24 protein-coding genes and 1 tRNA gene are annotated in these 24,563 nt (G+C 70.4%); 8 read left to right on the top strand and 17 right to left on the bottom strand.

Annotation, left to right across the window (positions count from 1 at the left end):
• Positions 1-19 precede the first annotated feature (19 nt).
• A complete protein-coding gene (locus B4589_RS11755) occupies positions 20-787 on the top strand; it encodes a Nif3-like dinuclear metal center hexameric protein (protein WP_079234450.1) in 768 nt (255 codons plus the stop codon).
• A gap of 98 nt (positions 788-885) precedes the next feature.
• Positions 886-1,728 (top strand): fructosamine kinase family protein, encoded by an 843-nt coding sequence (locus tag B4589_RS11750; RefSeq protein WP_079234449.1) that lies wholly within the window; start codon positions 886-888, stop codon positions 1,726-1,728.
• Here B4589_RS11750 and B4589_RS11745 read toward each other — a convergent pair.
• From B4589_RS11745 to B4589_RS11735, 3 genes are read right to left on the bottom strand one after another with little or no spacing between them, the layout of a single operon-like run.
• Entirely contained in the window at positions 1,725-3,275 is a 1,551-nt protein-coding gene (locus tag B4589_RS11745; protein WP_079234448.1) for a TrkH family potassium uptake protein, read from the bottom strand. The genes B4589_RS11750 and B4589_RS11745 overlap by 4 nt on opposite strands.
• Before the next feature lie 15 nt (positions 3,276-3,290).
• Entirely contained in the window at positions 3,291-3,527 is a 237-nt protein-coding gene (locus B4589_RS11740; RefSeq protein ID WP_079234447.1) for a hypothetical protein, read from the bottom strand.
• A gap of 41 nt (positions 3,528-3,568) precedes the next feature.
• The gene (locus B4589_RS11735; protein WP_079234446.1) at positions 3,569-4,357 is read right to left on the bottom strand and encodes a DNA polymerase sliding clamp; all 789 of its coding nucleotides are present in this window, start codon (positions 4,355-4,357) and stop codon (positions 3,569-3,571) included.
• Positions 4,358-4,470: 113 nt separating this feature from the next.
• Between B4589_RS11735 and B4589_RS11730 the strand changes: the two genes are divergently transcribed.
• Positions 4,471-5,028, top strand: a complete 558-nt coding sequence (locus tag B4589_RS11730) for a hypothetical protein (protein WP_079234445.1) — start codon at positions 4,471-4,473, stop codon at positions 5,026-5,028.
• 3 nt (positions 5,029-5,031) lie between these two features.
• Here the strand turns inward: B4589_RS11730 and B4589_RS11725 are convergent, their stop codons facing one another.
• From B4589_RS11725 to B4589_RS11710, 4 genes are all read right to left on the bottom strand, one after another.
• Positions 5,032-6,177 carry an acyl-CoA dehydrogenase family protein gene (locus tag B4589_RS11725; RefSeq protein WP_079234444.1) on the bottom strand — a complete coding sequence of 382 codons (1,146 nt, stop codon included), beginning with the start codon at positions 6,175-6,177 and terminating at the stop codon, positions 5,032-5,034.
• A gap of 352 nt (positions 6,178-6,529) precedes the next feature.
• Positions 6,530-7,723 (bottom strand): alanine--tRNA ligase-related protein, encoded by a 1,194-nt coding sequence (locus B4589_RS11720; protein WP_079234443.1) that lies wholly within the window; start codon positions 7,721-7,723, stop codon positions 6,530-6,532.
• A 61-nt stretch (positions 7,724-7,784) separates the two neighbouring features.
• A complete protein-coding gene (locus B4589_RS11715) occupies positions 7,785-8,300 on the bottom strand; it encodes a multiprotein-bridging factor 1 family protein (protein WP_079234442.1) in 516 nt (171 codons plus the stop codon).
• Positions 8,301-8,821: 521 nt separating this feature from the next.
• Positions 8,822-9,748: an EamA family transporter gene (locus tag B4589_RS11710; protein ID WP_079235227.1), complete on the bottom strand. Its 927-nt coding sequence runs from the start codon at positions 9,746-9,748 to the stop codon at positions 8,822-8,824.
• Positions 9,749-9,876: 128 nt separating this feature from the next.
• Here B4589_RS11710 and sucC point away from each other — a divergent pair, with 128 nt between their 5' ends.
• Together sucC and sucD are read left to right on the top strand one after the other, a co-directional pair.
• Positions 9,877-11,031 carry an ADP-forming succinate--CoA ligase subunit beta gene (gene sucC / locus B4589_RS11705; protein ID WP_079234441.1) on the top strand — a complete coding sequence of 385 codons (1,155 nt, stop codon included), beginning with the start codon at positions 9,877-9,879 and terminating at the stop codon, positions 11,029-11,031.
• Positions 11,028-11,900 (top strand): succinate--CoA ligase subunit alpha, encoded by an 873-nt coding sequence (gene sucD, locus B4589_RS11700; RefSeq protein WP_079234440.1) that lies wholly within the window; start codon positions 11,028-11,030, stop codon positions 11,898-11,900. Before sucC ends, sucD begins: the two co-directional genes overlap by 4 nt.
• Before the next feature lies 1 nt (position 11,901).
• Here the strand turns inward: sucD and B4589_RS11695 are convergent, their stop codons facing one another.
• The 4 genes from B4589_RS11695 to B4589_RS11680 form a co-directional block, all read right to left on the bottom strand.
• Complete coding sequence (locus B4589_RS11695; protein WP_079234439.1) at positions 11,902-12,612, bottom strand: helix-turn-helix domain-containing protein; 711 nt, start codon at positions 12,610-12,612, stop codon at positions 11,902-11,904.
• 202 nt (positions 12,613-12,814) lie between these two features.
• Entirely contained in the window at positions 12,815-13,510 is a 696-nt protein-coding gene (locus tag B4589_RS11690; RefSeq protein ID WP_079234438.1) for a helix-turn-helix domain-containing protein, read from the bottom strand.
• 76 nt (positions 13,511-13,586) lie between these two features.
• Positions 13,587-14,798 carry a pyridoxal-phosphate dependent enzyme gene (locus B4589_RS11685; RefSeq protein ID WP_143414332.1) on the bottom strand — a complete coding sequence of 404 codons (1,212 nt, stop codon included), beginning with the start codon at positions 14,796-14,798 and terminating at the stop codon, positions 13,587-13,589.
• A gap of 38 nt (positions 14,799-14,836) precedes the next feature.
• Positions 14,837-15,154 (bottom strand): hypothetical protein, encoded by a 318-nt coding sequence (locus tag B4589_RS11680; RefSeq protein WP_143414331.1) that lies wholly within the window; start codon positions 15,152-15,154, stop codon positions 14,837-14,839.
• 98 nt (positions 15,155-15,252) lie between these two features.
• Here B4589_RS11680 and B4589_RS11675 point away from each other — a divergent pair, with 98 nt between their 5' ends.
• Positions 15,253-16,995 carry a PAS domain S-box protein gene (locus B4589_RS11675; protein WP_079234436.1) on the top strand — a complete coding sequence of 581 codons (1,743 nt, stop codon included), beginning with the start codon at positions 15,253-15,255 and terminating at the stop codon, positions 16,993-16,995.
• Between the two features lie 3 nt (positions 16,996-16,998).
• On the opposite strand, the gene B4589_RS11670 is transcribed toward B4589_RS11675, so the two are convergent.
• On the bottom strand, positions 16,999-17,886 hold the full coding sequence (locus B4589_RS11670) for a universal stress protein (protein WP_079234435.1): 888 nt from the start codon (positions 17,884-17,886) through the stop codon (positions 16,999-17,001).
• Positions 17,887-18,003: 117 nt separating this feature from the next.
• Here B4589_RS11670 and B4589_RS11665 point away from each other — a divergent pair, with 117 nt between their 5' ends.
• A complete protein-coding gene (locus B4589_RS11665; protein ID WP_158081176.1) occupies positions 18,004-19,188 on the top strand; it encodes a PQQ-binding-like beta-propeller repeat protein in 1,185 nt (394 codons plus the stop codon).
• Between the two features lie 49 nt (positions 19,189-19,237).
• Complete coding sequence (locus tag B4589_RS11660; protein ID WP_079234433.1) at positions 19,238-20,140, top strand: hypothetical protein; 903 nt, start codon at positions 19,238-19,240, stop codon at positions 20,138-20,140.
• A 5-nt stretch (positions 20,141-20,145) separates the two neighbouring features.
• Here B4589_RS11660 and B4589_RS11655 read toward each other — a convergent pair whose 3' ends face one another.
• The 5 genes from B4589_RS11655 to B4589_RS11635 form a co-directional block, all read right to left on the bottom strand.
• The gene (locus tag B4589_RS11655; RefSeq protein WP_079235225.1) at positions 20,146-21,156 is read right to left on the bottom strand and encodes a hypothetical protein; all 1,011 of its coding nucleotides are present in this window, start codon (positions 21,154-21,156) and stop codon (positions 20,146-20,148) included.
• 286 nt (positions 21,157-21,442) lie between these two features.
• Entirely contained in the window at positions 21,443-22,621 is a 1,179-nt protein-coding gene (locus tag B4589_RS11650; RefSeq protein ID WP_079234432.1) for a PLP-dependent aspartate aminotransferase family protein, read from the bottom strand.
• A 64-nt stretch (positions 22,622-22,685) separates the two neighbouring features.
• On the bottom strand, positions 22,686-24,029 hold the full coding sequence (locus tag B4589_RS11645; protein WP_079234431.1) for a sorbosone dehydrogenase family protein: 1,344 nt from the start codon (positions 24,027-24,029) through the stop codon (positions 22,686-22,688).
• Between the two features lie 133 nt (positions 24,030-24,162).
• Positions 24,163-24,237, bottom strand: a tRNA-Val gene (locus B4589_RS11640).
• A 42-nt stretch (positions 24,238-24,279) separates the two neighbouring features.
• On the bottom strand, positions 24,280-24,543 hold the full coding sequence (locus tag B4589_RS11635; RefSeq protein WP_079234430.1) for a hypothetical protein: 264 nt from the start codon (positions 24,541-24,543) through the stop codon (positions 24,280-24,282).
• Between the last annotated feature and the right edge of the window lie 20 nt (positions 24,544-24,563).

Genomic DNA, 24,563 nt, shown 5'->3' with positions numbered 1-24,563 from the left:
CGCGTCCCACCGGCCGGGCATGGACCGCGCCGACTTCTTCGACAAACTCGACGAGGAGCTCCGCACCGACGACTACGCCGACGTGGACGCCAGCCCCAACGGCCTGCAGGTGGGCCGCCGCGACGGCGAGATCGAACGCGTCGCGTTCGCCGTCGACGCCGCGGAAGCGACGATCGACGCCGCGCTCGACGCCGGCGCGGACGCGCTGGTCACCCACCACGGGGTCGTCTGGGGCGGGCTGGATCGCGTGACCGGCCGCGAGTACGACCGGATCGAACCGCTGATCCGGAACGACCTCCCGCTGTACGTCTCCCACCTGCCGCTCGACGGCCACCCGACGCTGGGCAACGCCGCCGGCGTCGCCGACCTGCTCGACCTCACGGGTCGGGAGCCGTTCGGCGAGATCGGCCCGGAGACAGTGGGACTGCTGGGCGAGCGCGCGGAGTCGATCGACCTCGGCGCGCTGTCGGAGCTGCTGGCCGACGAACTCGACACGGGCGGCGAGGGCGTGCAGACGCTCGCGTTCGGTCCCGAGACGATCGAGCGCGTCGCGGTGCTGACGGGTAGCGGCGTCGACTGGCTGGACGAGGCCGTGGCGGCCGACGCCGACGTGCTGATCACCGGCGAGGGGAAACAGCAGGCCTACCACGAAGCGCGGGAGGCGGGGATCAACGTCGTGCTGGCGGGCCACTACGCGACGGAGACGTTCGGCGTCCGGTCGTTGCAGGAACTCGTCGAGGAGTGGGGGCTGGAGACGGCGTTCGTGGATCACCCGACCGGGCTCTGATCGCCGTCGGGGTCTTCAAGCCAGTGCCGACACGAGTGGCGTGTATGAGCGAGCACGAGGGGACGATCGCCGCCGGGACGAACGGACAGGGGGCCTGAATGGACGCAGAAACCACCGCAGCGGTCGAGCTGTGGGCCGACACGCGGGTCGAGACAGCGAGCGACCTCGGCGGCGGCGAGATCGGCAGCGTCTACCGCGTCGACCTCACGGACGGTCGGCGGGTCGCCGTCAAGACCGCCGGGACGGATCTCCGGGTCGAGGCGGGGATGCTCCGCTACCTTGCGGACCACGGCCTCGCGGTGCCGGAGGTCCATCACGTGACCGAGGACCTGCTGGTGCTCGCGTTCGTCGAGGGCGAGTCGACCGTCACGCCGGCCGTCGAGCGGGATCTGGCCGACCGACTCGCGACGCTGCACACCCACGAGGAGCCGACGTTCGGCTTCCCGTTCGACACGCTCACCGGGGCGCTCGACCTCCCGAACCCCCGGACCGGGGACTGGGCGACCTTTTTCGGCCAGCACCGGCTCGGCTACATGCGCTACCACGCTGAGGAGGAGGGGGTTCTCCCGGCGGACTGCGCCGACCGTATCGACGCCCTCGTCGACGATCTGCCCGCGCTGCTTGACCACGAGCCGAACCCGACGCTGATCCACGGCGACGTGTGGGCCGAGAACCTGCTCACCGACGGCGAGGCGGTGTGTGCGTTCCTCGACCCCGCCTGTTACTACGCCGATCCGGAGGTGGAGCTGGCGTACGTCCACTGGACCGGCGTCGGCGGCGACGCGTTCTTCGAGCGCTACCACGAGCGGGCGGGGCTCCCCGACGGGGTCGCCGAGCGCCAGCCGATCTACCAGCTGCTCCCACTACTCGTGCATCTGCGCCACTTCGGCGGGGAGTACCTCGATCCGATCCGGGAGACGCTGGACGGGCTGGGCTACTAGCGCCGCCAGAACGACGGCGTGAACAGCACCAGCACCGAGAGGATCTCCAGCCGCCCGATCCACATCAGGAACGTCATGTACAGCTTCGCGGTGTCGGAGAACCGCAGGAAGCTGTCCATCGGCCCCACGGGACCGTACCCCGGGCCGACGTTGCCAAGCGTGGCGATGGCGACGCTCATCGCCTCCAGCCCCGACAGCGTCAGGTCGGGCGTCCGGAAGCTGTCGAGGTAGAGCAGCACCGTCGAGACGGCGAACAGGGCGAGGAACAGCAGCACGAACACGAGCACCTCCCGGATCGTCTCCTCGTCGACCACGCCGTCGTTCAGCCGGACCGGCCTGACGGCGTCGGGGTGGGCGGCGACGAACAGCGAGCGGTCGGTCGCCCGCTTGACGATCACCCAGCGCACGATCTTGATCGACCCTGCTGCGGAGCCAGCCGAGCCGCCGAGGAAGTACGCGAACAGCAGGATCGTCTGGGCCGAGGCGTCCCAGGTGTTGAGATCCATGCTCGCGTAGCCGGTGGTGGTGACGATCGCGATGGTCTGGAACAGCCCCTGCCGGAGCGCGTTCTCGACGTTGCCCGCGATCGCGTCGACGTTCGTCGGCGTCTCGGCGATGCCGACGCCGAAGTACAGCACCGCCGAGACGACGGCGCCGACGCCGAGCACCGCGAGCAGGTACGCCCGGAACTCGGCGTTGTCCGTAAGCTTGCGCGGGTTCCCCCGGAGGACGTGCCAGAACAGCGCGAAGTTCGTGCCCGCGATCAGCATGAACGGCATCATCGCCCACTGGATCGCCGGCGCGAACGCCTCCGCGCTGCGGGGTTCCGGCGAGAAGCCGCCAGTGGGCAGGGTGGTCAGCGCGTGGGCGAGCGCGTTGTACAGACCCATGTTGGGCGCGATCTCCGCAGCGCCGAGGGCGGCGTACACCAGCGCGGCGAGCAGCGTGAATCCGGCGTAGATCCCCCACAGCGCGCGGGCGGTCTCCTGGATCCGGGGGGTGAGCTTCTCCAGCGAGATCCCCGGCGCCTCCTGGTTCATCACCTGCGCGCCGCCGACGGAGATCTCGGGCAGGATCGCGACCATGAGGACGAGGATCCCCATCCCGCCGAGCCACTGGGTGAGCTGTCGCCACAGCAGCATCGCGTGGCCGTGGCGCTCGACGGAGATCTGCCCCAGCACGGTCGCGCCGGTGGTCGTGAACCCGCTCATGCTCTCGAACAGCGCGTTGATCGGCGTGGCGACCGTCCCGGTGCCGGCGACGAGGTAGGGGACGGTGCCCGCCAGCGGGACGACCAACCACGCGAGGCTGACCAGCAGGAACGCCTCACGCCGGCCGAGGTCGTCCTCACGACCGAGGACGCGCTCGAAGAGGAGCCCCGCCCCGAGCATGACCGCGCTCGTGGCGACGAACGGGACGGGGCTCTCGCCGTAGTACAGTGCAGCCAGCAGCGGGACGAGGGGTGCGAGGCCGAGATACTGGAGGACGCGGCCGAGGAACCCGACGCTCACCCGGTACTCGACGTACGTGGTCGGAGCGAACCCCATCGAGCGCGGGGAGAGTCAGTTCGCCCCGGAGCAGGGCGAGACGGCGATCTCCTCGATCCGAGCCTGCTCGTTCGCGATCCGCCGGAGTTCGACCGCCATCCCCTCGGCATCCTCGTCGCTCTTGACCTGGGCCATTCGGTCGGCGGTGCTCGCGAGCAGCGCCGCCGCCTCCGCGACCGTCTCCCGCTCCCCCTCCTCGAGCTTGGAGACGATCTCGGAGTAGCACTGTTCAGTCGGCTCTTCGATGCTCATACCGGACGTTCTCGGGGCAGGACTATCAAACCCCGGCCGACTCACGCCACCGAACGGCGGGGGGAGAGCAGGAACGTCGCTTCCCCCGCGCCGTCGGCGACCGGGAAGGAGAGCGTCACCGGCTGTTCGGTCCCCAGCTCCATCGCGACCTCACTCTCGGCCGGGATCGGACGGACCATCTCCCGGAGGTAGTCGAGGCTGAACAGCGACTCGACGTCGGCCGGCGACAGCGCCGCGAGGTCGTCGCGGCCGAACGCGAGCGCCACGTCGTCGGTGTCGCCGGCGGCCTCGGCGTAGAACGTCTCCCCCTCGACGCCCAGCGTGAGATGGCTCGACACCATGTCGGCGGCGTCGACGATCCGCGACACGTCCCGCCCCGCGATCGTCAGCTCGGCCGGGCAGTCGTAGTTCATCTCCGCGGGGTCCAGCGGCTCGCGGATCGCCTCGGGGTCGATCAGGCCGAGCGTGTAGGCGAGTTCGCCCACGAGGACGTGGAGTTGGCGGCGTTCGGTGTCCAGCACGAGACGCACCGTGTCGCCCGGGTCGGCCAGGCCCACCACGTCGGCGAGTCGGTCGACGTCGACGCCGACCGTCTCGCCGCCGGCCGTGTACGCCTCGAACGCGTCGGCGGGCAGGTCGAGCGCGACGGCAGCGACGCTCGCGGGGTCGACCGCGCGCACACGCAGGCCGGCGTCGGCGAGTTCGAGCCGACACTCGTCGACCAGCGCGCCGAGCACCGCGAGGGTGTCGTCCAGTCGCCCGGCGTCGATCGTCGCGTCGACGGCCGGATCCTGAGGCAACGAGACGGTGGGGGAGACGGCTTCGGGCATGGAGGGATCCGTGGCCGGATGGCGCATAAGCGTTTTTCACAGCTGTCCGGTAGATAATCGATATTCGAGTATTGAACGCCACCTTTATCGACACTCATACTCTGTTTCGAGTTATGACCGACGGCGACAGAGAACGCGGGATCCTGAGCGAGGCCGACCGCGCGTACCTGCGCGGCGAGTCGACGTTCTCGAGCGTTCAGTCCGAGCGCAACGCCCGGGCGCGGATCCGGGACCGGCTGTACGAGGGGGTCAGGGATTTCGAACTGCTCGTCGAGGGGCTGGACGACCACGACCGGGAGCTGGTGTTCGGGAAGCGGTTCGGGAACGCGAACGGGCCGGCGGCGTTCGACGCGCTGGTGTCGGCGCTCGCGCTGCTGTACCAGGGGATCGACGACGCCGGCCTCGAGTTCGAGGCGGCGCTCCACGAGGCGGTCAACGTCGCCGAGGCCGGCGAGGGGCGGGCGGCGGCGGTCGATCTGGACGTGACTTACGAGCGACTGAGCCCCGAAAGCCTGCTCCACAAGCTGGAGAACGGCGAGGAGCTGTCACTGACGGAACTGGCGTACCTCCACGGCCACGACGACGTGAGCCGGGACCGGCTGGCGCGCTACGTCGCCGACGACGAAACCGTCGACGACGGCCGGATCCAGTCGAAAGTGACCGAGTTTTAGCCCCTAATCGAGCAGCGCCCGCGCGATGATCGTCTTCTGGATCTCGCTGGTCCCCTCGTAGATCGTGGTGATCTTCGCGTCGCGGTAGAACCGTTCGACGTCGAACTCGCTCATGTAGCCGTAGCCGCCGTGGATCTGGACCGCCTCGTTGGTCACGTCGACCGCGGCCTCGCTCGCGAAGTACTTCGCCATCGACGCGATCACGCGGGAGTCCTCCCCGGCGTCGGCCTGCCGGGCGGCCTCCCGACAGAGCAGCCGCGACGCCTCGACCTGCGTGGCCATGTCGGCGACCTTCTGCCGGATCGCACCGATGTCGCCGATGGGCTTGCCGAACTGCTCGCGCTCGCCCGCGTAGGCGATCGCCTCGTCCAGCGCGGCCTGGGCGACGCCGACGGCCTGCGAGGCGATGCCGAGTCGGCCGCCGGTGAGGATCTTGAACGCCGCGGAGAGCCCTTTCCCCTCCGGCGTGAGCCGGTACTTCTCCGGGATCTCGACGCCGTCGAACGTCATCCCCGTCGTGTCGCTGGCTCGGAGGCCGAGTTTGTGCTCCTTCTTCCCGACCTCGACGCCGTCGTAGTCGGCGGGGACGAGGAACTGCGTGATCGACCCCTCGTCCTCGGGGTCGGTCTTGGCGAACACGATGTACACGCCGGCGCGCTGGCCGTTGGTGATCCACTGCTTCTCGCCGGAGATGCGGTAGCCGTCGTCGGTCTTCTCGGCGGTGGTGGTCATCTCGGCGGGGTTCGAGCCCGCGCCGGGTTCGGAGAGACAGAACGCGCCGACCGGGCGGCCGTCGACCATCTCCGGCAGCCACTCCTCTTTGACGTCGTCGCTGCCGAACTCCGCGATACAGGAGGTCGCGAGGCAGTGGACCGAGAGCGCGGTCGCGACCGCGAGGTGGCCGTAGGCGACCGCCTCGTTCACGACCGCGTAGGTGGTCTTGTCGGCGTCGAAACCGCCGTACTCCGCGGGCACGGTGAGCCCGGTGAGGTCGAGTTCGGCCAGGTCGTCCCACGCGTCCTCGGGGAACGTCTCGTCGGCGTCGAGCTGCTGGGCCTCGGGGCGGAGCTCCTCGAGCGCGAACTCCTCGACGGCGTCCCGGAACGCGCGCTGCTCGTCGGTCAGCGCGGAGTCGGTCTGGACGTGCATGGGCGGGTGGTGGGCCGGGCGGCGCAAAAGCGGTCCGACTTCTGAATATTCGGAGGTGTCGGGGACCGTTCGTTGGCCACCAACACCGTGAAAGCCCCTGGCCGCTCGGATCGCGCGGCTCGCTGCGCCCTTCACTCCCTTCGGTCGTTCCAGTGCTTGCGTCGCCGTGCTTCCCCGAGCGGCCAGCCCCTTTCAGTCCCACCCGCCCGCACAGTCCACACGCCTCCCCAGCCGATTCGCTCCCTCACTTCGTTCGGTCGCTCATCCCTCGCGCTGGGACGCGGCACGAGGCCGCGCCCGTTTCGCGCCAAGAACCGTTTCGAAATCCCCTAGCAGAACTAGCAGCTATCGCTCAGTCGCCGTTCCGCAGGTAGCCCACGACCTCCAAGGGCGACACCGGGATGCCGCCACCCTGGGCGAACGTCGGACTGCCGCCGCCACCGCCGCCGAACTCGTCGGTGACGTCCTGGACGATCGCGTTGGCGTCGGCGTCGCCGTCTGTCGCGACGACGACGAACGTCTCGCCGGAGGTGCCCGCGACCGCGACCCCGTCGATCTCCTCGTCGACGTACCCCTCCAGTTCGCCATCGAGGTCGTTCGGCGCCGCGTCCTCGATGGTGCCGATCAGCCAGCGCCCGTCGTCGCGCTCCACGGGGTCGAGGTCGTCGAGCCGGTGGCCGAGCAGTTCGGACTTCAGATCGGCGACCTCCGCCCGGAGCTCGTCGCGCTCGCTCGTGAGTCGACCGACTGCACCGGGGATCGCGGGCACCGCCACGTCCAGCGCTCGCGAGGCTTCGCGGGCGGCCTCGTGGAGTTCCGCGGCGGCGTCGATGGCTTTCGGCCCGACGGCGAACTCGACGCGGGTCGCCCCCTCGCCGGGGTTCGAGCGATCGATGACGTGGATCGGCCCGATCTCCTGGGTGTTGGCGACGTGCGTGCCGCCACAGGCCGCCACGTCCCAGCCCTCGACGGTGACGATGCGCACCTCGTCGGACTCGGCCATCGCGCCCTCCTCGGTCTTCGTGTTGAACGCCACCTCCTCGCGCTGGCGGGCGGTCTCGGGATCCTCGTACTCCCACGAGACGGGCAGGGAGTCCCACACCGCGCGGTTGGCGAGGCGCTCCATCTCGACCATGCGTTCGTCGGTGATCTCCGTGTCGGCGGTGAAGTCGACGCGGACGGTCTCCTCGCCGATGTCGAAGCCGGCGTACCCCACGTCGTCGAGCACGCGCCGGCCGGCGCCGAACAGCACGTGGCTGGCGGTGTGGGCGCGCTTGCAGTACGTGCGAAAGGCGGCGTCGACGACGCAGTGGACCGTCTCGCCCGTCTCGAACTCGGGCTCCTCGGCCAGCGTATGGGCGACGCCTGCGGGCGATTTCTGGACGTCCACGACGTCGATATCGTCGATCACGCCGCGGTCGGCGGGCTGGCCGCCGCCCTCGGGGTAGAAGTACGTCTCGTGGAGCAGGACCTCGCGGCCGTCGACGGCCGCGACCTCGGTGTCGAAGGATAGCGTCTCCGGGTTGTCCGGTGCGAGCGTCTCCATGGCTGCGGGAAACGCCGCGGCCAGCAAAAACCCGTGGGCTCCGGCCATCGTCGCGGTGAGCCTACTCGGCCAACTCGAGCCCGAACCGATCCTCCAGCTTCGCGATCACGCTCCCGCCGACGTCGGCGCGGATCGCCCGTCCCTCCTCCACGGCGAGCAGGTCGTCCTCGTCGATCTCCAGTTCGTCGGCCACCTCCTCGGGCGTGAGACCGGCGTCCTGCCGGGCCTCGGTCACGCGCTCGCCGTAGTCGGAGACGAGGTAGGGGAGGCTGTCCTCGTCGTACTCGGCGCCCTCGACCCACTCGGTGTCGGGCTGGTTCGAGTCCATCAGCTTCGCGGTGTTCTGGGCCGCGCGCTTCTTCCGGTTCGTGCGCTCGCCGTCCCGGGTACCCTCCTGCTGTTCGCGTTTCTTCTCGTCCTTGTTGCGGTTGGCGCCCATCGGCTCGCAGTCCGAACAGACGAGCAGCTCCGCGCCCGCGACGTTGGCTTTCCGGAGCGACGACGACGCCGTCCCGCAGAGTTCACACGCGTCGCCGTCGTCGCCGCCGCCGCCACCGCCGGTCGAGTACTTGGTCATGGGATCGACTACGTTCCCGCCCGGTATTAAATCGTGGTCGCCGGAACCCGCAAACTCGGCTCACCAAACGGTAGCGCGGAGCCTCCGGCCTCAGCGAGCGGAGCGAGCAGGTCGGGGAGGAAGCGCGTTCGCACAGGTTTAACTCTGCCCGCGACGTACCCCGTGCTACTGTCGCCCTCGCACACGTCGAGGACGGCAGGAGCCACGAGTAAACTGGCTCCTGTGGCGCGAGTGTATCGCGCCCTGCACTCGGGAACGACGACCGCGAACGGGTTCGACTCCCGTTCCCCGTTTGGGGATCGAGCGCGAGAACACCGGGAATTAAATCGGCGGGACATCCCGGCCTCGGTCGGAGTGGGAGGCGTATCAAATCGCGCCCACGCCGAGGCAAGGACGGTAAGAGGAAGCCGGGCCGCGCCCATGCATGAGGTTGTGGGGCACAATGTCGTTGCGGTAAAGCCCCGCCCTCAAGGAGTGACCGACCGCCGCAAGGCGGGAGGGAGCGAGTAGGACGGGGTAGTTTACGGCAGCAGCGCCGGCCCCGCCGTCACCAACGCGACGCCGAGCACGATCAGCGCCGCGCCGACGACGACGCCGCGCGTCACCCGCTCCAGATCGCCCAGCAGGAAGTACGCGAACACCGTAGTGAAAAGCGGCGCCGTCGCCGCCAGCGGGTCGACGACCGCGACAGTGCCCTGCGGGTGGCCCAGCGCCGCGAACAGCGACAGCAGCGCGAACGCGGTGATCGTCCCGCTGCCCGCGAAGTACGCCCACGTCTCCTTCGGCGCCTCCCGGAGGTCGCGCAGCCGCCCGCGGGCGACCGCGTACCCCGCGAGCACCGCCAGCGCGGCCAGCTCGTTGAGCGCGACCGCCTCCAGCGAACTCACGCTCGAACTGGTCAGCCCGTAGCGCCGGAGCACGTTCCCGATCGCGAAACAGACCGCCGCGGCCACGGGAAAGAGCAGTTCGTACGGCTCCCAGCCGCCGATGTCGCCGCCTTTCGCCAGCGCGAGCGCGGCGAGGCCGACAACGAGCACGACGACGCCGACGGCGGTCGTGAGCGCCGCCGGCTCGCCGAGGAAGACGACCGCCAGCAGCGTGGCGAACAGCGGTCGCGCGGAGATGCCGGCGCTGTTCACGCTCGCGCCCACGCGGTCGACGCCCGCGAACGTCGACAGCCGACCCAGCGCGGTGCCGACGACGCCGGCCAGCAGGAAGATGCCCAGCGTCTCGGGCGAGAGGTCGGCGAACGCGTTCCCACCCTGGAGCACGGCGAGCGCGACGAGGTAGAGCGCGCTGTCGACGATCACGACGACCAGCGACGCCTGCAGCGAGCCGCCGCCGGCGGCCATCCCGCGCTTGGAGAGCACCGGCGAGAACCCCCACAAAAGCGCGGGCAGCAGCGCAAGCGCGTACACCACCGGCGGCGCGGCCAGCGCGTCTGCCATCGTGGGCATCTCCGTCGCCCGCTACAAGGGGCCGTCGATCGCGGCAGGGCGTGGCCACTCCTGACACCCGTCACGCCGTCGCGTACCGACGGGATTATGCGCCCGACGGTCCCGAGTTCCTTTAGGCGATGAAACTACACGAGTACCAGGCGAAGGAGGTGTTCGCCGAGGCCGGCATCCCGGTGCCGGACTCCCGGCTCGCCTCTTCGGTCGACGAGGTCGTCGATGCGGTGGGCGAGATCGGGTATCCCGCCGCGATCAAGGCACAGGTCCACGTCGGCGGCCGCGGCAAGGCCGGCGGCATCGAGATCGTCACGAGCGAGGACGAGGCCCGCGAGGCCGCCGAGTCGATCCTCGGCATGGACCTGAAGGGGTACACCGTGGATCGTGTGCTCGTGGAGGCTGGCGTCGACTTCGTCGACGAACTGTACGTCGGCGTGACGATGGACCGCGCGGCCGGCGAGCCGGTCGCGATGGTCTCGACCGAGGGCGGCGTCGACATCGAGCAGGTCGCCGAGGAGACCCCCGAGGCGATCGCCCGCGAGCACGTCGACCCCGCCTTCGGCATGCATCCCTACGAGTCCCGGAAGGTCGTGTACGAGGCCGGCGTCGAGCAGCAGTTCGCCGGCGAGGTCGCGTCGATCCTCCGGACGCTGTTCGACCTCTACGAGGAGAAAGACGCCTCCGAGATCGAGGTCAACCCCGTGATGATCACGGCCGATGACGACGTGGTCGCCGCGGACGCGGTGATGAACATCGACGACGACGCGCTGTTCCGTCACCCCGACCTCGCGGAGATGGAGGAGGAGAGCTTCGAGGACGAGCTCGAGCGCAAGGCCAGCGAGTACGGCTTCGAAGGCGCGAACTACGTCCGCCTCGACGGCGACGTGGGGATCATCGGCAACGGCGCCGGCCTCGTGATGGCCACGCTCGACCTCGTCGACTACTACGGCGGCACACCCGCGAACTTCCTCGACATCGGCGGCGGCGCGAAAGCCGACCGCGTGGCGAAGGCGCTGGATCTGGTGTTCTCCGACGAGAACGTCGATTCGGTCGTGTTCAACATCTTCGGCGGGATCACCCGCGGCGACGAGGTCGCCAAGGGGATCAACGAGGCGCTTTCGCAGTTCGACGAGATCCCCAAGCCGGTCACCGTCCGGCTGGCGGGCACCAACGCCGAGGAGGGGATGGAGATCCTGAACACCGACCTCGTGACGGTCGAGAAGACCCTCGAGGACGCAGTCCAGCGAGCCGTTGCCGACGCCGAGGAGGTGAACCAATGAGTATTCTCGTCGACGACGACACCCGAGTCGTGGTGCAGGGCATCACGGGCGGGGAGGGGAACTTCCACGCCGAACAGATGATCGAGTACGGCACCAACGTGGTCGCCGGCGCCGTCCCCGGCAAGGGCGGACAGGAGGCCGCGGGCGTCCCCGTCTACGACACCGTCGAGGAGGCGGCCGTCGAGGAGGACGCCGACGCCTCCGTGATCTTCGTGCCGCCGGCCTTTGCGGGCGACGCGATCTTCGAGGCGCTCGACGCGTCGCTGGACCTGGCAGTCGCGATCACCGAGGGTGTCCCCACCCAGGACATGGCGAAGGTGAACAAGCGCCTCTCGGAGGTCGACACGCGCCTGATCGGCCCGAACTGTCCGGGGATCATCACCCCCGGCGAGGCCAAACTCGGCATCCTGCCGGGGAACATCTTCGCCGACGGCAACGTCGGCCTGGTCTCGCGCTCGGGCACGCTGACCTACCAAGTGGTCGACAGCCTCACCCAGCGCGGCATCGGCCAGACGACCGCCGTCGGCATCGGCGGCGACCCGATCATCGGCACCTCGTTCGTCGACGCGCTCGAACTGTTCGAGGCGGACGAGGAGACCGAGGCCGTCGTGATGTGCGGCGAGATCGGCGGCGAAGACGAGGAGCAGGCCGCCGAGTTCATCGGCGAGAACATGGACACCCCCGTGGCGGGCTTCATCGCCGGTCGCACGGCGCCGCCGGGCAAGCGGATGGGCCACGCCGGCGCCATCGTCTCCGGTGGCGGCGGCACCGGCACCGCCCAGAGCAAGATCGACGCGCTCAACGACGCGGGCGTCCCCGTCGGCGACACCCCCGAGGAGGTCGCCGACCACGTCGAGAGCTTCCTCTAAGCTACTCGTCGGTGCCGCCGTCGGGGGCTGCCTCGCTCCCGGGGTCGATCCCCGACAGGGGCTTTTTCGGTTCGCCGACAGTCGACGCGAGTACCGACGAGACGCCACGCCGGAGCCGTTCCGAGAACGCCTGCTCGGAGATGTCGAACTGCCCGGCCAGCGTTGCGAGGTCGGTCCCGCGGGGCACCTCGAAGTAGCCCGCGTGCAGCGCCGCCCGCAGCGCCTCGGCCTGCTTCTCCGAGAGGTCGTACGCCCGGTCGCCGTCGGCGGCGTCGTGGGCTCGCAGCAGTTCGACGGAGAACCCGTGCTCCCGGAGGAGGCTGATGTACTCCCGCAGCGACCCGCGGTCGGGGAGCCGGACCTCGAGCACCGCGCCGTCGACGGTCGTCTCGACCGAGAGCCGGGAGGCGCCGGTCTCCCGGTCGATCGGCGCGGGGTTCGTGGTGACGTCGCGGTTGACGACGACGCGGTAGAGCCGCCGGGCGCCGCGGTCGTCGATACATTCGTGGTCACCGATCGTCGGGTCCGCCGGGAGCGCGGCCTCGAACGCCTCGAAGTCGCCACCCGAGGCCCACACGAACAGCACGGGGTCGGCGGCGCGGTCGGCGGCAGTCGCCCACTCCCGCTCCAGGGTCATCCCGGGGGCCGCCTGCAGCGACGGGCGCAGCACCAGCTGCGCGTCGGTCAGGCGGAGTTCGGCGATGAGGCTCACACAGTTCCTGTTCGTCGTCCAATTACTAAGGTTATGCGGCGGAAACGAAAAGGGGTGGACGGGAAGGGGGTCACACCCCCGCTGTCAGAGGCAGCCCATCCGACGTACGGCCGTCGGAGGACGAACTACTGTTTCGTGCGGACCGGCGTAGTCCTTTGGCTTGTCTAATCCGGGTTTTATAAGCTACCGGCGGGCGATTGGTTCAACCCGACAGCGTTCCCGGCGTGTCGGCCCGTTCATCACCGGGGGGTTCGTAGAGCTCGCCGATCGTCGACTCCAACACTGCGGCGACCCCGCGGCGGAGCCGTTCCGAGAGCGCCTGCTCGGAGATGTCGAACTCCTCGGCCAGCGTGTCGAGATCCGTTCGTCGGGGCGTCTCGAAGTAGCCCGCCGCAAGCGCCGCCCCGAGCGCATCGACCTGCTTCTCCGAGAGGTCGTACTGTGCGTGTTCCTCCTCGGGAGGGTGGGCACGGAGCAGATCCACGTCGTAGCCGTGCTCCCGGCAGAGCCGGATGTACTCCGCGAGCGACTCGCGGTCGGGGAGCCGCTCGGTGACGATCGAGTAGTTCGGCCCCGTCACGATCCGGAGTTGGGAGGCGCTTGCCCGCCGGTGGAGCCGTCCGGGATCGATGAGCGCGGGGACGTCGGCGAGTACGATCTGGTAGAGTCGTCGGTCGCCATCGTCCTCGATCAGTTCGAACGCCTCGACCGTGGAGTCCTCGGGTAACGCCGACTCGAACGCGTCGAAGTCGCCGCCCCACACCCAGGCGAACACGACGGGGCCCGCGGGCGCGGAGACGCTGTACTCGGTCTCGGCACGCATCCCGGGAGCTGCCCCGAGCGCCTCGCTCAGCGCGAACGGCTTGCCGGCGACGCGGAGTTCCGCGATCAGGCTCATTGACTGAGTGTTCGGCTCCCCGTCATAAAGGTGGTCGGACGGGCTGGCAGACGTAGCCACCCGGCACGAGGGGAGATCAGCCGAACAGCGACCCCAGCGCCGACAGGTCGACGCAGTCGGCCGTGACCGACGCGTCGGCGCCGCCGAACCCCCGGCCGGTGGCGACCAGCGCGACAGTGTCGCCAGCCGCGAGCGTCCCGTTCTCCCGGAGGGGTGACAGCGCCGCGAGCGTCGTCGCGGAGGCGGGTTCGACCGCCAGCCCCGCGCCCGCGAACCGCTCGCCCGCCCGCTCGATCGCGTCGTCGTCGACCGCGACGACGGCGCCGCCGGTCGCCCGCGCCGCCGCCAGCGCCCGGTTCCCGCTCGGCGGGTCCGCGTTGGCGATCGAGTAGGCGACCGTCTCACCGCCGTCGACAGCCGTCACCTCGTCGTCACCGCGTTCGAACGCCTCGGCGATGGGGGCGCAGGCGGCCGCCTGTACGAAGCAGAGCGTCGGCGCCGCGTCGAGCAGGCCGGCGGCGGTCAGCGCCCGCACCGCCTGCCAGGCGCCGCTCGCGTGGCCGCCACTGCTCACCGGGAGGATCAGCACGTCGGGCGCCGGCGACCGCCTGCCGGCGCCGGAGGCGTCCGCTATCTCGTCCGTCCGAGCGAACTGCGCCAGCACCTCCAGCGCCGTCGTCGCCTGCCCCGCCACGCGCCACGGGGCGTCGCTGTTCAGGAACCGCACGCCCGCCTCCCGCCCCACCTCCAGGGCCTCGTGGTAGAGTCGTCCGTAGTCGCCGTCGACGCGCACCAGCCGCGGGTCGTAGCGCGCGATGGCGGCCAACCGCTCGTCGGCGATATCCGCCGGGACGAGCACCGTACAGCCCATCCCGGCCGCGGCGGCGTACGCGGCGACGCTCTCGGCCATGTTGCCGTGGGAGACGGTGCCGATCCGCGACTCGCCGCGGGCAGCGGCGGCGGCGACGCCGAACGCCGTCCCGCGGTCCTTGAAGCTCCCCGTGGGGTTCACCCCCTCGTGTTTGACGTGGACGGCGACGCCGTCGGTGTCGAGCGACGGCGTCCGGAGCAGCGGCGTCCCGCCGGCGGCGGTCGACAGCCCCGCGGACGGCTCGGGCTGCTCGACCCCCAGCAGCGGCAGGACGTCCCACATCGACTCGACGCGGTCGGGCCACGAGTCGGGGACTGCGCCGGGGGCGGTGTCGAGCCAGAGCGGTTCGCCGCAGCCACACCGGACCCGACGGTCGTCGTCGGTTCGGCTCCCGCACTGCCAGCAGACGCGGGTCATGGCGACTGTTCTGGGCGGCCCGCGCAAGAAGGGTCCGGTCAGCAGACCGACGCCACGGCGTAGTACTCCGCCCCCTCGTACTCGACGATCCGCGGTTCGCTCCACTCTTCGGGCAGCGTCTCACCGAGTTCGACCGAGCCGTCGGCGAGCGCGCGGTCGAACTCCCCCTGGCGTTGCTCGGGGAGGTCGGCGTACTCGATCCGGTCGCCCGACGCCTCGCCCGCGGGGTCGACCGAGAGCACGTACGGGCAGTCGGTGTTCGGCGTGGGGGAGGGGGTCTCGGTGGGTCCGCCCGAGAGACAGCCGCTCAGGGCGAGCAGCGCGATGACGACGGCCACGGCGGGGAGACGGGACACCTCCGAACGCGGGTGTTCTGCGGGCAAGTACTTTCTCCCTCTCGCCGTGCAGTCCGCCGAAGGCGGTTTATTTGTACAGGGAGCCCAGAGACCGGGCCATGCCGACGGCCCCGCTGCGCGAACTGATCCCGTTCGAGGCGGGCGAACGCCGTATCGACGTGCTGGTCGTCGACGACGACGAGCAGGTGGCGGAGATGACGGCGACGTTCCTCGAACGGGAGCTCGCGGACGCTCGAACGACGGCGGTGACCGATCCGGACGAGGCGGTCCCGCTGCTGCGAGCGGAGTCGTTCGACTGTATCGTGAGCGACTACGACATGCCGCCGTTCTCCGGGCTCGAACTGTTAGAGCGGGTCCGCGGGGCGGGGTTCGAGCTCCCGTTCGTGCTGTTCACGGGGAAGGGGAGCGAGGAGATCGCCAGCCGCGCCATCTCCGCCGGGGTCGACGAGTACCTCCAGAAGGGCGGCCCCGAGGAGTACCCCGTGCTCGCGAACGCGGTCGAGAACCTCGTCGAGAAACACTGGGCCGAGCAGGAGGTCCGCCGGGGGTACCGAGCGCTGGAGTCGGCCGAGGAGGGGATCGGGATCATCGACGAGAACGGGATCTATCGCTACCTCAACCGGGCGTACGCCTCGATGCACGGCTACGAACGCGACGAACTGCTCGGCGAGAGCTGGGAGCGACTCTACCCCGACGAGGAGATCAAGCGCTTCCACGACGACGTGCTCGGCGAACTCGAGGACGAGGGGTCGTGGCGGGGGCTCTCGACCGGGCTCACCAAGGACGGCGAGCGGGTGCCGGAACGGCTCGTGTTGACGCGCATGGCCGACGGCGGTCACGTCTGTATCACCCAGGAGATCGGCCGGGGGGAGCGCGGCGACGCGCTGTTCGAGCTCTCGCCGGACATCCTCGTGGTCCACGACGTCGAGGGGACCGTCCTCGACGCGAACCGCCAGGCCTGCGAGGAGCTCGGCTACGACCGGGACGAGCTAGTGGGGACGTCGATCTGGGACATCGACGCGACCGCCGACCCCGACCGCGCGCTCTCGTTCTGGGAGGACCTGCCGATGGACACGCCACGGCGGTTCGAGGGCCGGCTCGAACGCGCCGACGGCTCGACGTTCCCCGTCGAGATCCACCTGATCCGGGTGGAGATCGACGACGAGGAGCGGTTCGTCGCGATCATTCGCGACATCACCGAGCGGAAAGCCCGCGAGGAGGAGCTGCTCCGAAAGAACGAGCGCTTAGAGGAGTTCTCGAGCGTCGTGAGCCACGACCTCCGGAACCCCCTGCAGGTCGCACAGGGCCGGCTCGAACTGCTCGCCGAGGAGGTCGACAGCGAGCACGTCGACGACATCCGCGGCGCCCTCGACCGGATGGGGACGCTGATCGACGACCTGCTCGCGATCGCCCAGGAGGGCACGGAGGCGATGGAGTTCGAGCACGTTTCCGTCGAAGAAGTCGCCCGCGAGGCGTGGGGCACCGTCGAGACCGGCGGCGCATCGCTCGTCGTCGACGTGGATCGCCGGATCGAGGCGGATCGGGACCAGCTGCGTCAGCTGTTCGAGAACCTGTTCCGGAACAGTGTAGAGCACGCCGGCCCCGACTGCACGGTGACAGTCGGCGCGCTCCCCGAGGGGTTCTACGTCGCCGACGACGGCCCGGGTATCCCGGAGGGCGAGCGCAAGCAGGTGTTCGATCCGGGGTACTCCACCGCCTCGGACGGGACGGGGTTCGGGCTGAACATCGTCCGGAGCGTCGCCGATGCCCACGGCTGGACGGTCTCGCTGACCGAGAGCGACGACGGCGGCGCCCGCTTCGAGATCACCGCCACCGAGTAGCGCTCAGCGCCCGTCCCGGACCGCGACCAGGGTCGGCACGTCGACGCTCCGGAGCACCTTCGACGCCACGCTCCCCAGCAGCGCCCGCTCCAGGTTCCCGCGGCCGTGTGACCCCATCACGACCGCGTCGACGCCGTTCTCCGCGACGTACTCCTCGATCTCGGCGGCGACGCCGCCCATGGCGGTGGTACGCTCGACGGCGGTCCGGACCGCCGCCTCGGCGTACTCCGCTCTGATCCCGTCCGCGGCGCGGTCGACCGCCTCCTCGCCGCGCTCCTCCAGTCGCTCGACGAACTCGGGGGGGAGGCCGCCGGCGTCGAACGCCCCGCCGGCGTCGTGGAGGTCGATCACGTTCAGCACGTCGACCGCGCCGCCGTCGATCCGTGCGAGCGCGGCGGCGTGGGGCAGCGCCCGTTCGGCGTTCTCGCTCCCGTCGGTCGGCACGAGCAGGCGGTCGGCCGCGAACACGTCGGCCTCGTCGGGGACGACCAGCACCGGCACCGCGCTGTGCCGGAGCACCTGCTCGGTCACGCCGCCGAGCAGGCGCCGCTTCACGCCCGTCAGCCCCTGCCGGCCGACCACGACGAGATCGGCGTCACGCTCGCTTGCGTGCTCGGTCAACTGCGTGGCGGGATCGCCCTCGGCCAGTTCGTCGTCGATTGGGTGACCGACCTCCTCCGCGACCGCCTCGATATCCGCGAGGACGGCCGCCCGCTCCCGCCGGAGTTCGGTCTCCTCGCCCGACCCCCTCGCGAGGTCGAGCGTCCCCGCCTCGACGACGTGGAGCGCGGTCACCGACGCATCGACCCGCGAGGCGAGTTCGAGCGCGTAGCGTGCCGCTCGCTCTGCCTCCTCGCTTCCGTCGACGCCGACCAGGATGTGATCGTACATGTGCGGCGGTTCGCGCCCCCACCCCTTACCGTTTGTCGCTCCGACGCCGCGGTCGTCGGACAAGTAGCCACTGCGGTCACCACGAGACTGATGGTGGCGTTCCCCCAAGCGGGCCGTATGCGAAGGCGCGCGTTCCTCGCGACCGCCGTCGGCGCGGCGGCGGCGCTGGCTGGCTGCTCGAGCGGGACGGGGCGGGAGCTCCCCTCGACGCCCGACGGCGACTGGACCCACCACGCTCACGACGCCCGCAACAGCGGTGCCGCGACCGTCGGCGTTCCGCCGCGCGGCACGCCCGCGTGGGACCGCGGCGCGGCGGGCAGTGCGACGCCGTTGGTCGACGGCGACGCCGTCTACTCGGTCGCCGACTCGGCCACGGCGCTCGAGGCCCGGACCGGCGAGGAACTGTGGGCGACCGAGCTCCCGGCGACCGCCGACCGGACGCCAGTGCTGACCGACGACCTGCTCGTCGTCGCCGCGGACGACCGCCTGCTCGCACTCGATCGCGCGGACGGCGAGGAACGCTGGAACGTCGGCCTCCCGCGCCCCGCCGACGCCGCGCTCACAGTCGATCCGGCGTCGGAAACGATCACGGTCCCGCTCGCCGGCCGCCGGGGAGCGGCAGGGCTCGTCGCGTACGATACCGCCGGCGAGCGACTGTGGGCCGACGACACGCTCGCGGCGCGTGCCACGGCGATCGACGGCGACGCGGTGTCCGTCACGGGGTACCTGCAGGACGGGAACACCGGCGTTCTCCGTCGGCTCTCGGTGACCGACGGCGGCCGACAGTGGGAGCGCGAACTCGACGGCCCCGACACGGCCCCCGTCGTCGCGGACGCGGGGGTCCTCGTCGGCGACGGGGGGACACTCGCGCTCCACGACCCCGCGGACGGCGAGCGCGTTCGCACGCTCGGGACGTTCGGCGACCGCATCCCGGAGACGCCCGCGGTCGCCGACGGGACGGCGTTCGTCACGTCGAGCGAGGGCGATCTCGTCGCGGTCGAGATCGACGAGGGGACTGAGCGCTGGCGACGGGCGGTCGGCGTCGTCGCCGGAACCGGCGTGGGCGTAGGTCGGGACGCGGTCGTCGCGTCGGTGACCGACCTCCCCGAGGGGGATCTCGCGGGGATCGCCGCCTACGAGCGGGACGACGGCGCGCCGCGCTGGGAGCACGAGATCGAGGGGTTCGACGCGTCCCCCAGCACGGCGCCGGTGCTGGCCGAGGGCGCGGTGTTCTACGCCAGCAACGAGAGCGACGGGGTGGTCGCGCTGGGCGACCTCCCGCCGGCGACGGGAGCCGACTGAGCGGGATGTCACCAGTAGAACTAATTCGTCGTCGCCGTACTCCCCGGGTATGAGCGACACGACCGTCGCGGACGCCGTCGACCCCGACGACGCGTTCGCCGTGCTCTCCGACGAGACACGGATCGAGATCATGCGTGCGCTCTGGGCGACCGACGACCGGACGGCGGCGTTCTCGGAGCTCCGCGAGGCCGTCGGGGCACACGACTCAGGCCGGTTCAACTACCATCTCGGGAAGTTCGACGGGCAGTTCGTCGCCGACGACGACGACGGCTACCGGCTCACGACAGCGGGAACCCAGCTGGTCGGCGCGCTGTTGAGCGGCGCGTACACCAAGACCGTCGACGTGGGGACGATCGACGTGAACGACGACTGTCAGAAATGTGGATCGCCGCTCCAGTTCGCCTACGAGGAGGGGACGGCCACGGTCTCCTGTGACAACTGCCCGCACGTCACCCGGTTCTGGATCCCGCCGGGGGCGTTCGCCGGCTACGACACCGACGAGCTCCCCCAGGTCGCCGCGCGCTACGGCCGGCGGTTCGTCCGGAGCAGCCGTGACGGGTTCTGCCCGCTGTGCGACGGGCAGGTGCGGGCGACCGTGCTGCCGATCGTCGAGACGATCCGCGGCGATCTCGCGGAGCTCCCCGAAATCCCGGCGTGGGTCGAGCAGGTGCCGACCTGCGAGTTCGACTGCGATCGCTGCGGGGAGCGGACCGTCGTCGATCTCGGGACGGCGCTCTCGGAGCACCCCGCCGTCGTCTCGTTCCACTACGAGCGCGGCGTCGACGTGACGGCGGTCCCGATCTGGCACCGCCAGGCGCTCGACACCGACAGCGTGCGCTTCGAGCGACGCGATCCCGTTCGGGCGAGCGTCAGCTACGAGATCGACGGCGACGAGCTCACGGTGACGGTCGACGAGTCGCTGTCGGTCGTCGAGACGGCGATAGGGGAGTAGCGATCCTACTCCCGGATCGCCCGCCGGCGCTCGGCCACCAGGTCGAACGCTTCCTCGGTGTCACCCAGCACCAGCAGCGCGTAGTAGCGCAGGTACGCCTGGACCGGGACGGCGACCACCAGCGAGACGGCGATCATCGTCAGCGTGAACAGCACGATCGCGAGCGCGATCACCGCCCAGCCGACGATCCCCGAGACGCCGAGCAGTGCGGCGCCGATCAGGCCGACGATCACGAACGGGATCGCGAACAGCACCGCGCCGATCGCGGTGACGACGCCGACGACCACCGACACCGCGATCGAGAGCACGATCCGGACGAACGCGTAGGCGACGTACTCCTTCCACTGGCCGGTCATCGTGGGCCAGAACCGCCGCCACGCGCCGAGGACGGTCCGGTCCTCCGCGATCATCACGGGGACGACGAACTGCGTCGTGAACCCGTTGAACAGCGCGCTCACCATCGCCACGATCATCGCGAGCGCCACGGCGAGCAGCAGGGTCACGAGCGAGAAGCCGCCGCCGGTCAGCAGCGGCCAGAGCGCGGCGGCGATCGGCCCGATGACGAGTGCGAACGAGAGCAGGCCGACGACCAGCCGGAAGCCGAACAGCCGGCTCCCCTGCCGCCAGCGCCCGCCCCAGTACTCCCGGATCGACACGCGCTCGTGTCTGAGCGACTCGACGAACACGAACTCCATCACCGCGCCGACGAACGCGAACGCGAGGCCGATCAGCAGGAACGTGCCGACGACGGCGCCGATGATCAGCCACTCGGTCGTGGTGATGGAGCTGATGATCTCCGAAACGTTCGGGAGCTGTCCGGGATCGCTTGGCATATCACTCGGCGTATCACTCGGCGGCATCCCCCCACCGAACTGGACGGGGTTGACGAAGCCGGTGCCGCCGAGGAAGAACACGACGAACACGAGTTTGAGCCAGCGGCCGAGGTCGAACGGCCAGAGGAACGACCGCGTGGCGTCGATCGCGTCGTCGATGTCGTCGAGGGCAGCCAGCGTCATCGGCTCGCCCTCCGGCGGTAGCGGCACGCGTGCTGTGCTGTCGTGGAGGGGTCAGGACGACCGTCTCGGGGAGTCATGGGAGAGATGTTCGGCGAGCGGAAGGATATAGCTTCGGCCGAGTTGCCGAGCGTGCAAACCTCCCTCCCCGGCGCTCGACCGCCGGCCGGCGCAGCGGTATCTCGCCCGCGCCAGCATCGGTGGGTCTGCGCAGGGGATCGCGACGCTGTTCACACTGACGCTGCTGCTCTCGTTCCTGCTGGTCGTCGTGCTGGGGCTCGCGGTGCCGCTACCGCGACGCCTCGCTCGCGGCGTCGAGTGCGCGCTCGACGTCGGCGAGCAGGTCCCGTTCGCCCTCGATCCCGACGCTGAGGCGGACGAGGCCCGGCGGGATGCCCGCCTCGCGGAGTTCCGCCGCTGAATGGTCCTGGTGGGTCATCGTCCCCGGGTGTTCGGCGAGGCTCTCGACGCCGCCGAGGCTCTCCGCGAGCGTGAACACGTCGAGCGTCGAGACGAACGCGGTCGCCGCCTCGAGCCCGCCGGCGAGCTCGACGCTCACCATCCCGCCGAAGTCCCGCATCTGCCGGCGCGCGACCTCGTGGTTGGGGTGCGATTCGAGCCCGGGGTAGTGGACGCGATCGACCGCGTCGTGGCCGTCGAGCAGCGCGGCGACGGCAGTCGCGTTCCGACAGTGGCGCTCCATCCGCGCCGACAGCGTCTTGATCCCCCGGAGGACGAGGAAACACTCGAACGGGCCGGGGATCCCGCCGCGGGCGTACTGGTAGTAGGCGATCGCCTCGGCGAGGTCGTCGTCCCGGGTGGCGACCGCGCCCGCGATGGCGTCGGAGTGGCCGCCGAGATACTTCGTGAGCGACTCGATGGCGATATCCGCCCCCAGTTCGAGCGGGCGCTGGAGCGCCGGGGAGGCAAACGTGTTGTCCACCGCCAGCACCGCGTCGTGCTCGTCGGCGACCGCCGCGGCGGCCTCGATATCCGCGATCCGGAGCGTCGGGTTCGCGGGCGTCTCGAGGTAGATCATCGCGGTCTCCGGCCCGGCGGCCGCGGCGACCGCCTCGGGGTCGGTCACGTCGACGGCCGACACGTCGACGCCGTACTCCGTGTACACCCCCGTCAGGAGTTCGTGGGTCTCGGCGTAGAGGCTCCGCCCCGTGACGACGTGGTCGCCGGGGTCGAGCAGCGAGAGCGTCGCGTCGATGGCGGCCATCCCGCTGGCGAACGCGGAAGCGTGGTCCCCGCGCTCAAGCTTCGCGACGGCAGCTTCCAGGCTGTCCCGCGTCGGACTGGACATCCGGGAGTAGCGGTGAGCGCCCCGCGGCGCGTCGGTCGTGTCGTACTCGTACGTCGCGTTGGCGTAGATGGGCGTCACGAGCGCGCCGTGCTTGTCGTCCGGCTCGGCGGCGTGGACCTCCCCCGTTCCAGGCTCCTGGTCGTCCTCTGGACCGTTCATAGCTACCGGTTACCACGAGGAGTGATAAAGCGTCGGCTCTCGAGCCGGCGTCGAGACCTCCCGGTCAGCCCGTGAGCCGGTAGACGCCGTCCGTCTCCGCACCGCGACAGAGCACGTAGATCTCCCCGTTGTGGCGGGAGACGGAGTAGAGCTGTCGCAGCCTGTCGGCGTCGTCCTCGGCGATCGGGAGCGGCTCCGTCGGCCACACCCCCTCCTCGGTCGGGTCGGCGAGGAACAGCTCCCCGCGGGCGTTCAGGTCGCCGAACACGAACCGATCCCGGAGCCCGGGCACGTCGTCGCCGCGGTAGACGTTCCCGCCGACGACCGAGATGCCGGAGACGGGCGCGCCGTCGTGGGGGTACTCGATGACGGGGTCGCGCAGGGGTTCGCCGCCGCGGACGTCCGGCGGCGTCTCGTCGGGACACTCCTCGGCCCGGAAGCAGTGGGTCCCCTCCTTCACGTTCCAGCCGTAGTTGCCGCCCCGCTCCACGCGGGCGATCTCCTCGTAGGCGGACTGGCCCACGTCGCCGGCGTAGAGCTCCTCGCCGTCGAACGAGAGCCGCCAGGGGTTCCGGAACCCCCACGCGTACTGCTCGTCGAGGCCGTCCTCGCCGACGAGAGGGTTGTCCTCGGGGACGGCGTACGGCTGCCCGTCCGTCTCCGCGTCGACGTCGATGCGGAGGACGCTCCCGAGGAGGTTCTCGGTCACGTCCTGCCCGTTCCCGCCGGCGACGGCGTCGTACCAGTCGTCGACGTGGCCCTGGCCCTGATCACCCGCGCCGCCGCCGTCGCCGACGCCGACGTAGAGGTAGCCGTCCGGGCCGAACAGCACCGACCCGGCGTTGTGGTTGGGCTGGGGCTGTGGGATGGTGAGGATCTCCCGCTCGGAGCCGGGTTGGACCCGGTAGCCGCCGACGTCGACCCGGAACTCCGAGAGCACGAACGTGTGGCTGTACCCCTCGGGCGTACGCTCCCGGGCGGGGGCGGAGTAGCGCACGAACAGCCGCCGAGTGTTCGCGAAATCGGGGTGGACGGCGATACCGAGCAGCCCCTTCTCGTACCCCGTGGAGAGCCGACCGGCGACGTCCAGCAGCGGCGCCTCGCGGCGCCCGTCGCTGCCGACGACCGCGATCTCCCCGCCCTGCTGGGCGACGTACCGGAGGTTCTCGTTGGGGACGAACGTCAGGTCGAGTGGGCGTTCCAGTCCAGTGGCGATTGGGGTGAGGCCGACGGACTCAGGGACGCTGGGTGTCGGGGATTCCGTCCCGGACGTCTCGGTTTCCGCTCCGGCCGTCTCGGTGGCGGTCGCCGACGGCGACGGGGAGGACGTGGCGGTCTCCGTGGGGCTCCCGTTGCAGCCGGCGAGGGCGGTAGCGAGGCCGGCGGCGAGGAACTGACGGCGGTCCATGCTCCCCGTTGTGGCGAGAGCGGAATGGATGTTTGGGTGAGGAGCCTACCCGCTACCGTCGCGTTCGAGGGTGTCGCGAACGGCCGAGACGGCGGAGCGACGGCGACGGCTCGTCGATCGGTTCCGCGAGAAGTGGGTCGGCCAAGATTTGAACTTGGGGCCTGCTCCGTGTGAAGGAGCCGTCATAACCGGACTAGACCACCGACCCTTCACCACGAACAACGTCGAGGGCAGACTTAAGCGTACTGTCTCACTGCTCGCGCTGCTCGCGGTAGGCGGTCACGCGCTTCCGGGCGTTCTGCACCGCCTCGCGGGCCTCGCCGGAGGCGCGGTCCTCGAGCTCCTTCAGGTCGGCCTGGAGCTTCTCCAGCCGGCCGGGTTCGGGCTCTTTCTCCTGTCCGGTGAGCTCCCGGACCCGCTGCTCCAGCGGTTCGAGCTCCTCCTTGATCCCGGCTTTCGCGTGGTCGACGGCACGACCCATGTAGTAGCGTGCGTCCTCGAAGTGGTTGGCCATACCCTACGTTGGTTCCGCGA

Origin of the sequence: Halolamina sp. CBA1230 (assembly GCF_002025255.2) — an archaeon.
Lineage (GTDB): Archaea > Halobacteriota > Halobacteria > Halobacteriales > Haloferacaceae > Halolamina.
This window is presented reverse-complemented; position numbering and strand designations above follow the sequence as displayed.

Bases quoted from the DNA above. Each gene is read 5' to 3' on its own strand.
- B4589_RS11740 (WP_079234447.1), bottom strand. From the start codon at position 3,527: ATGAGCATCGAAGAGCCGACTGAACAGTGCTACTCCGAGATCGTCTCC.
- B4589_RS11675 (WP_079234436.1), top strand. From the start codon at position 15,253: ATGCCGACGGCCCCGCTGCGCGAACTGATCCCGTTCGAGGCGGGCGAA.
- B4589_RS11655 (WP_079235225.1), bottom strand. From the start codon at position 21,156: ATGACGCTGGCTGCCCTCGACGACATCGACGACGCGATCGACGCCACG.
- B4589_RS11725 (WP_079234444.1), bottom strand. From the start codon at position 6,177: ATGCACGTCCAGACCGACTCCGCGCTGACCGACGAGCAGCGCGCGTTC.
- B4589_RS11735 (WP_079234446.1), bottom strand. From the start codon at position 4,357: ATGCCCGAAGCCGTCTCCCCCACCGTCTCGTTGCCTCAGGATCCGGCC.
- sucC (WP_079234441.1), top strand. From the start codon at position 9,877: ATGAAACTACACGAGTACCAGGCGAAGGAGGTGTTCGCCGAGGCCGGC.
- B4589_RS11635 (WP_079234430.1), bottom strand. From the start codon at position 24,543: ATGGCCAACCACTTCGAGGACGCACGCTACTACATGGGTCGTGCCGTC.
- B4589_RS11660 (WP_079234433.1), top strand. From the start codon at position 19,238: ATGAGCGACACGACCGTCGCGGACGCCGTCGACCCCGACGACGCGTTC.
- B4589_RS11670 (WP_079234435.1), bottom strand. From the start codon at position 17,886: ATGTACGATCACATCCTGGTCGGCGTCGACGGAAGCGAGGAGGCAGAG.
- B4589_RS11650 (WP_079234432.1), bottom strand. From the start codon at position 22,621: ATGAACGGTCCAGAGGACGACCAGGAGCCTGGAACGGGGGAGGTCCAC.
- B4589_RS11690 (WP_079234438.1), bottom strand. From the start codon at position 13,510: ATGAGCCTGATCGCGGAACTCCGCGTCGCCGGCAAGCCGTTCGCGCTG.
- B4589_RS11685 (WP_143414332.1), bottom strand. From the start codon at position 14,798: ATGACCCGCGTCTGCTGGCAGTGCGGGAGCCGAACCGACGACGACCGT.
- B4589_RS11755 (WP_079234450.1), top strand. From the start codon at position 20: ATGGACCGCGCCGACTTCTTCGACAAACTCGACGAGGAGCTCCGCACC.
- B4589_RS11645 (WP_079234431.1), bottom strand. From the start codon at position 24,029: ATGGACCGCCGTCAGTTCCTCGCCGCCGGCCTCGCTACCGCCCTCGCC.
- B4589_RS11750 (WP_079234449.1), top strand. From the start codon at position 886: ATGGACGCAGAAACCACCGCAGCGGTCGAGCTGTGGGCCGACACGCGG.
- B4589_RS11745 (WP_079234448.1), bottom strand. From the start codon at position 3,275: ATGGGGTTCGCTCCGACCACGTACGTCGAGTACCGGGTGAGCGTCGGG.
- B4589_RS11715 (WP_079234442.1), bottom strand. From the start codon at position 8,300: ATGACCAAGTACTCGACCGGCGGTGGCGGCGGCGGCGACGACGGCGAC.
- B4589_RS11730 (WP_079234445.1), top strand. From the start codon at position 4,471: ATGACCGACGGCGACAGAGAACGCGGGATCCTGAGCGAGGCCGACCGC.
- B4589_RS11720 (WP_079234443.1), bottom strand. From the start codon at position 7,723: ATGGAGACGCTCGCACCGGACAACCCGGAGACGCTATCCTTCGACACC.
- B4589_RS11710 (WP_079235227.1), bottom strand. From the start codon at position 9,748: ATGGCAGACGCGCTGGCCGCGCCGCCGGTGGTGTACGCGCTTGCGCTG.
- B4589_RS11665 (WP_158081176.1), top strand. From the start codon at position 18,004: ATGCGAAGGCGCGCGTTCCTCGCGACCGCCGTCGGCGCGGCGGCGGCG.
- sucD (WP_079234440.1), top strand. From the start codon at position 11,028: ATGAGTATTCTCGTCGACGACGACACCCGAGTCGTGGTGCAGGGCATC.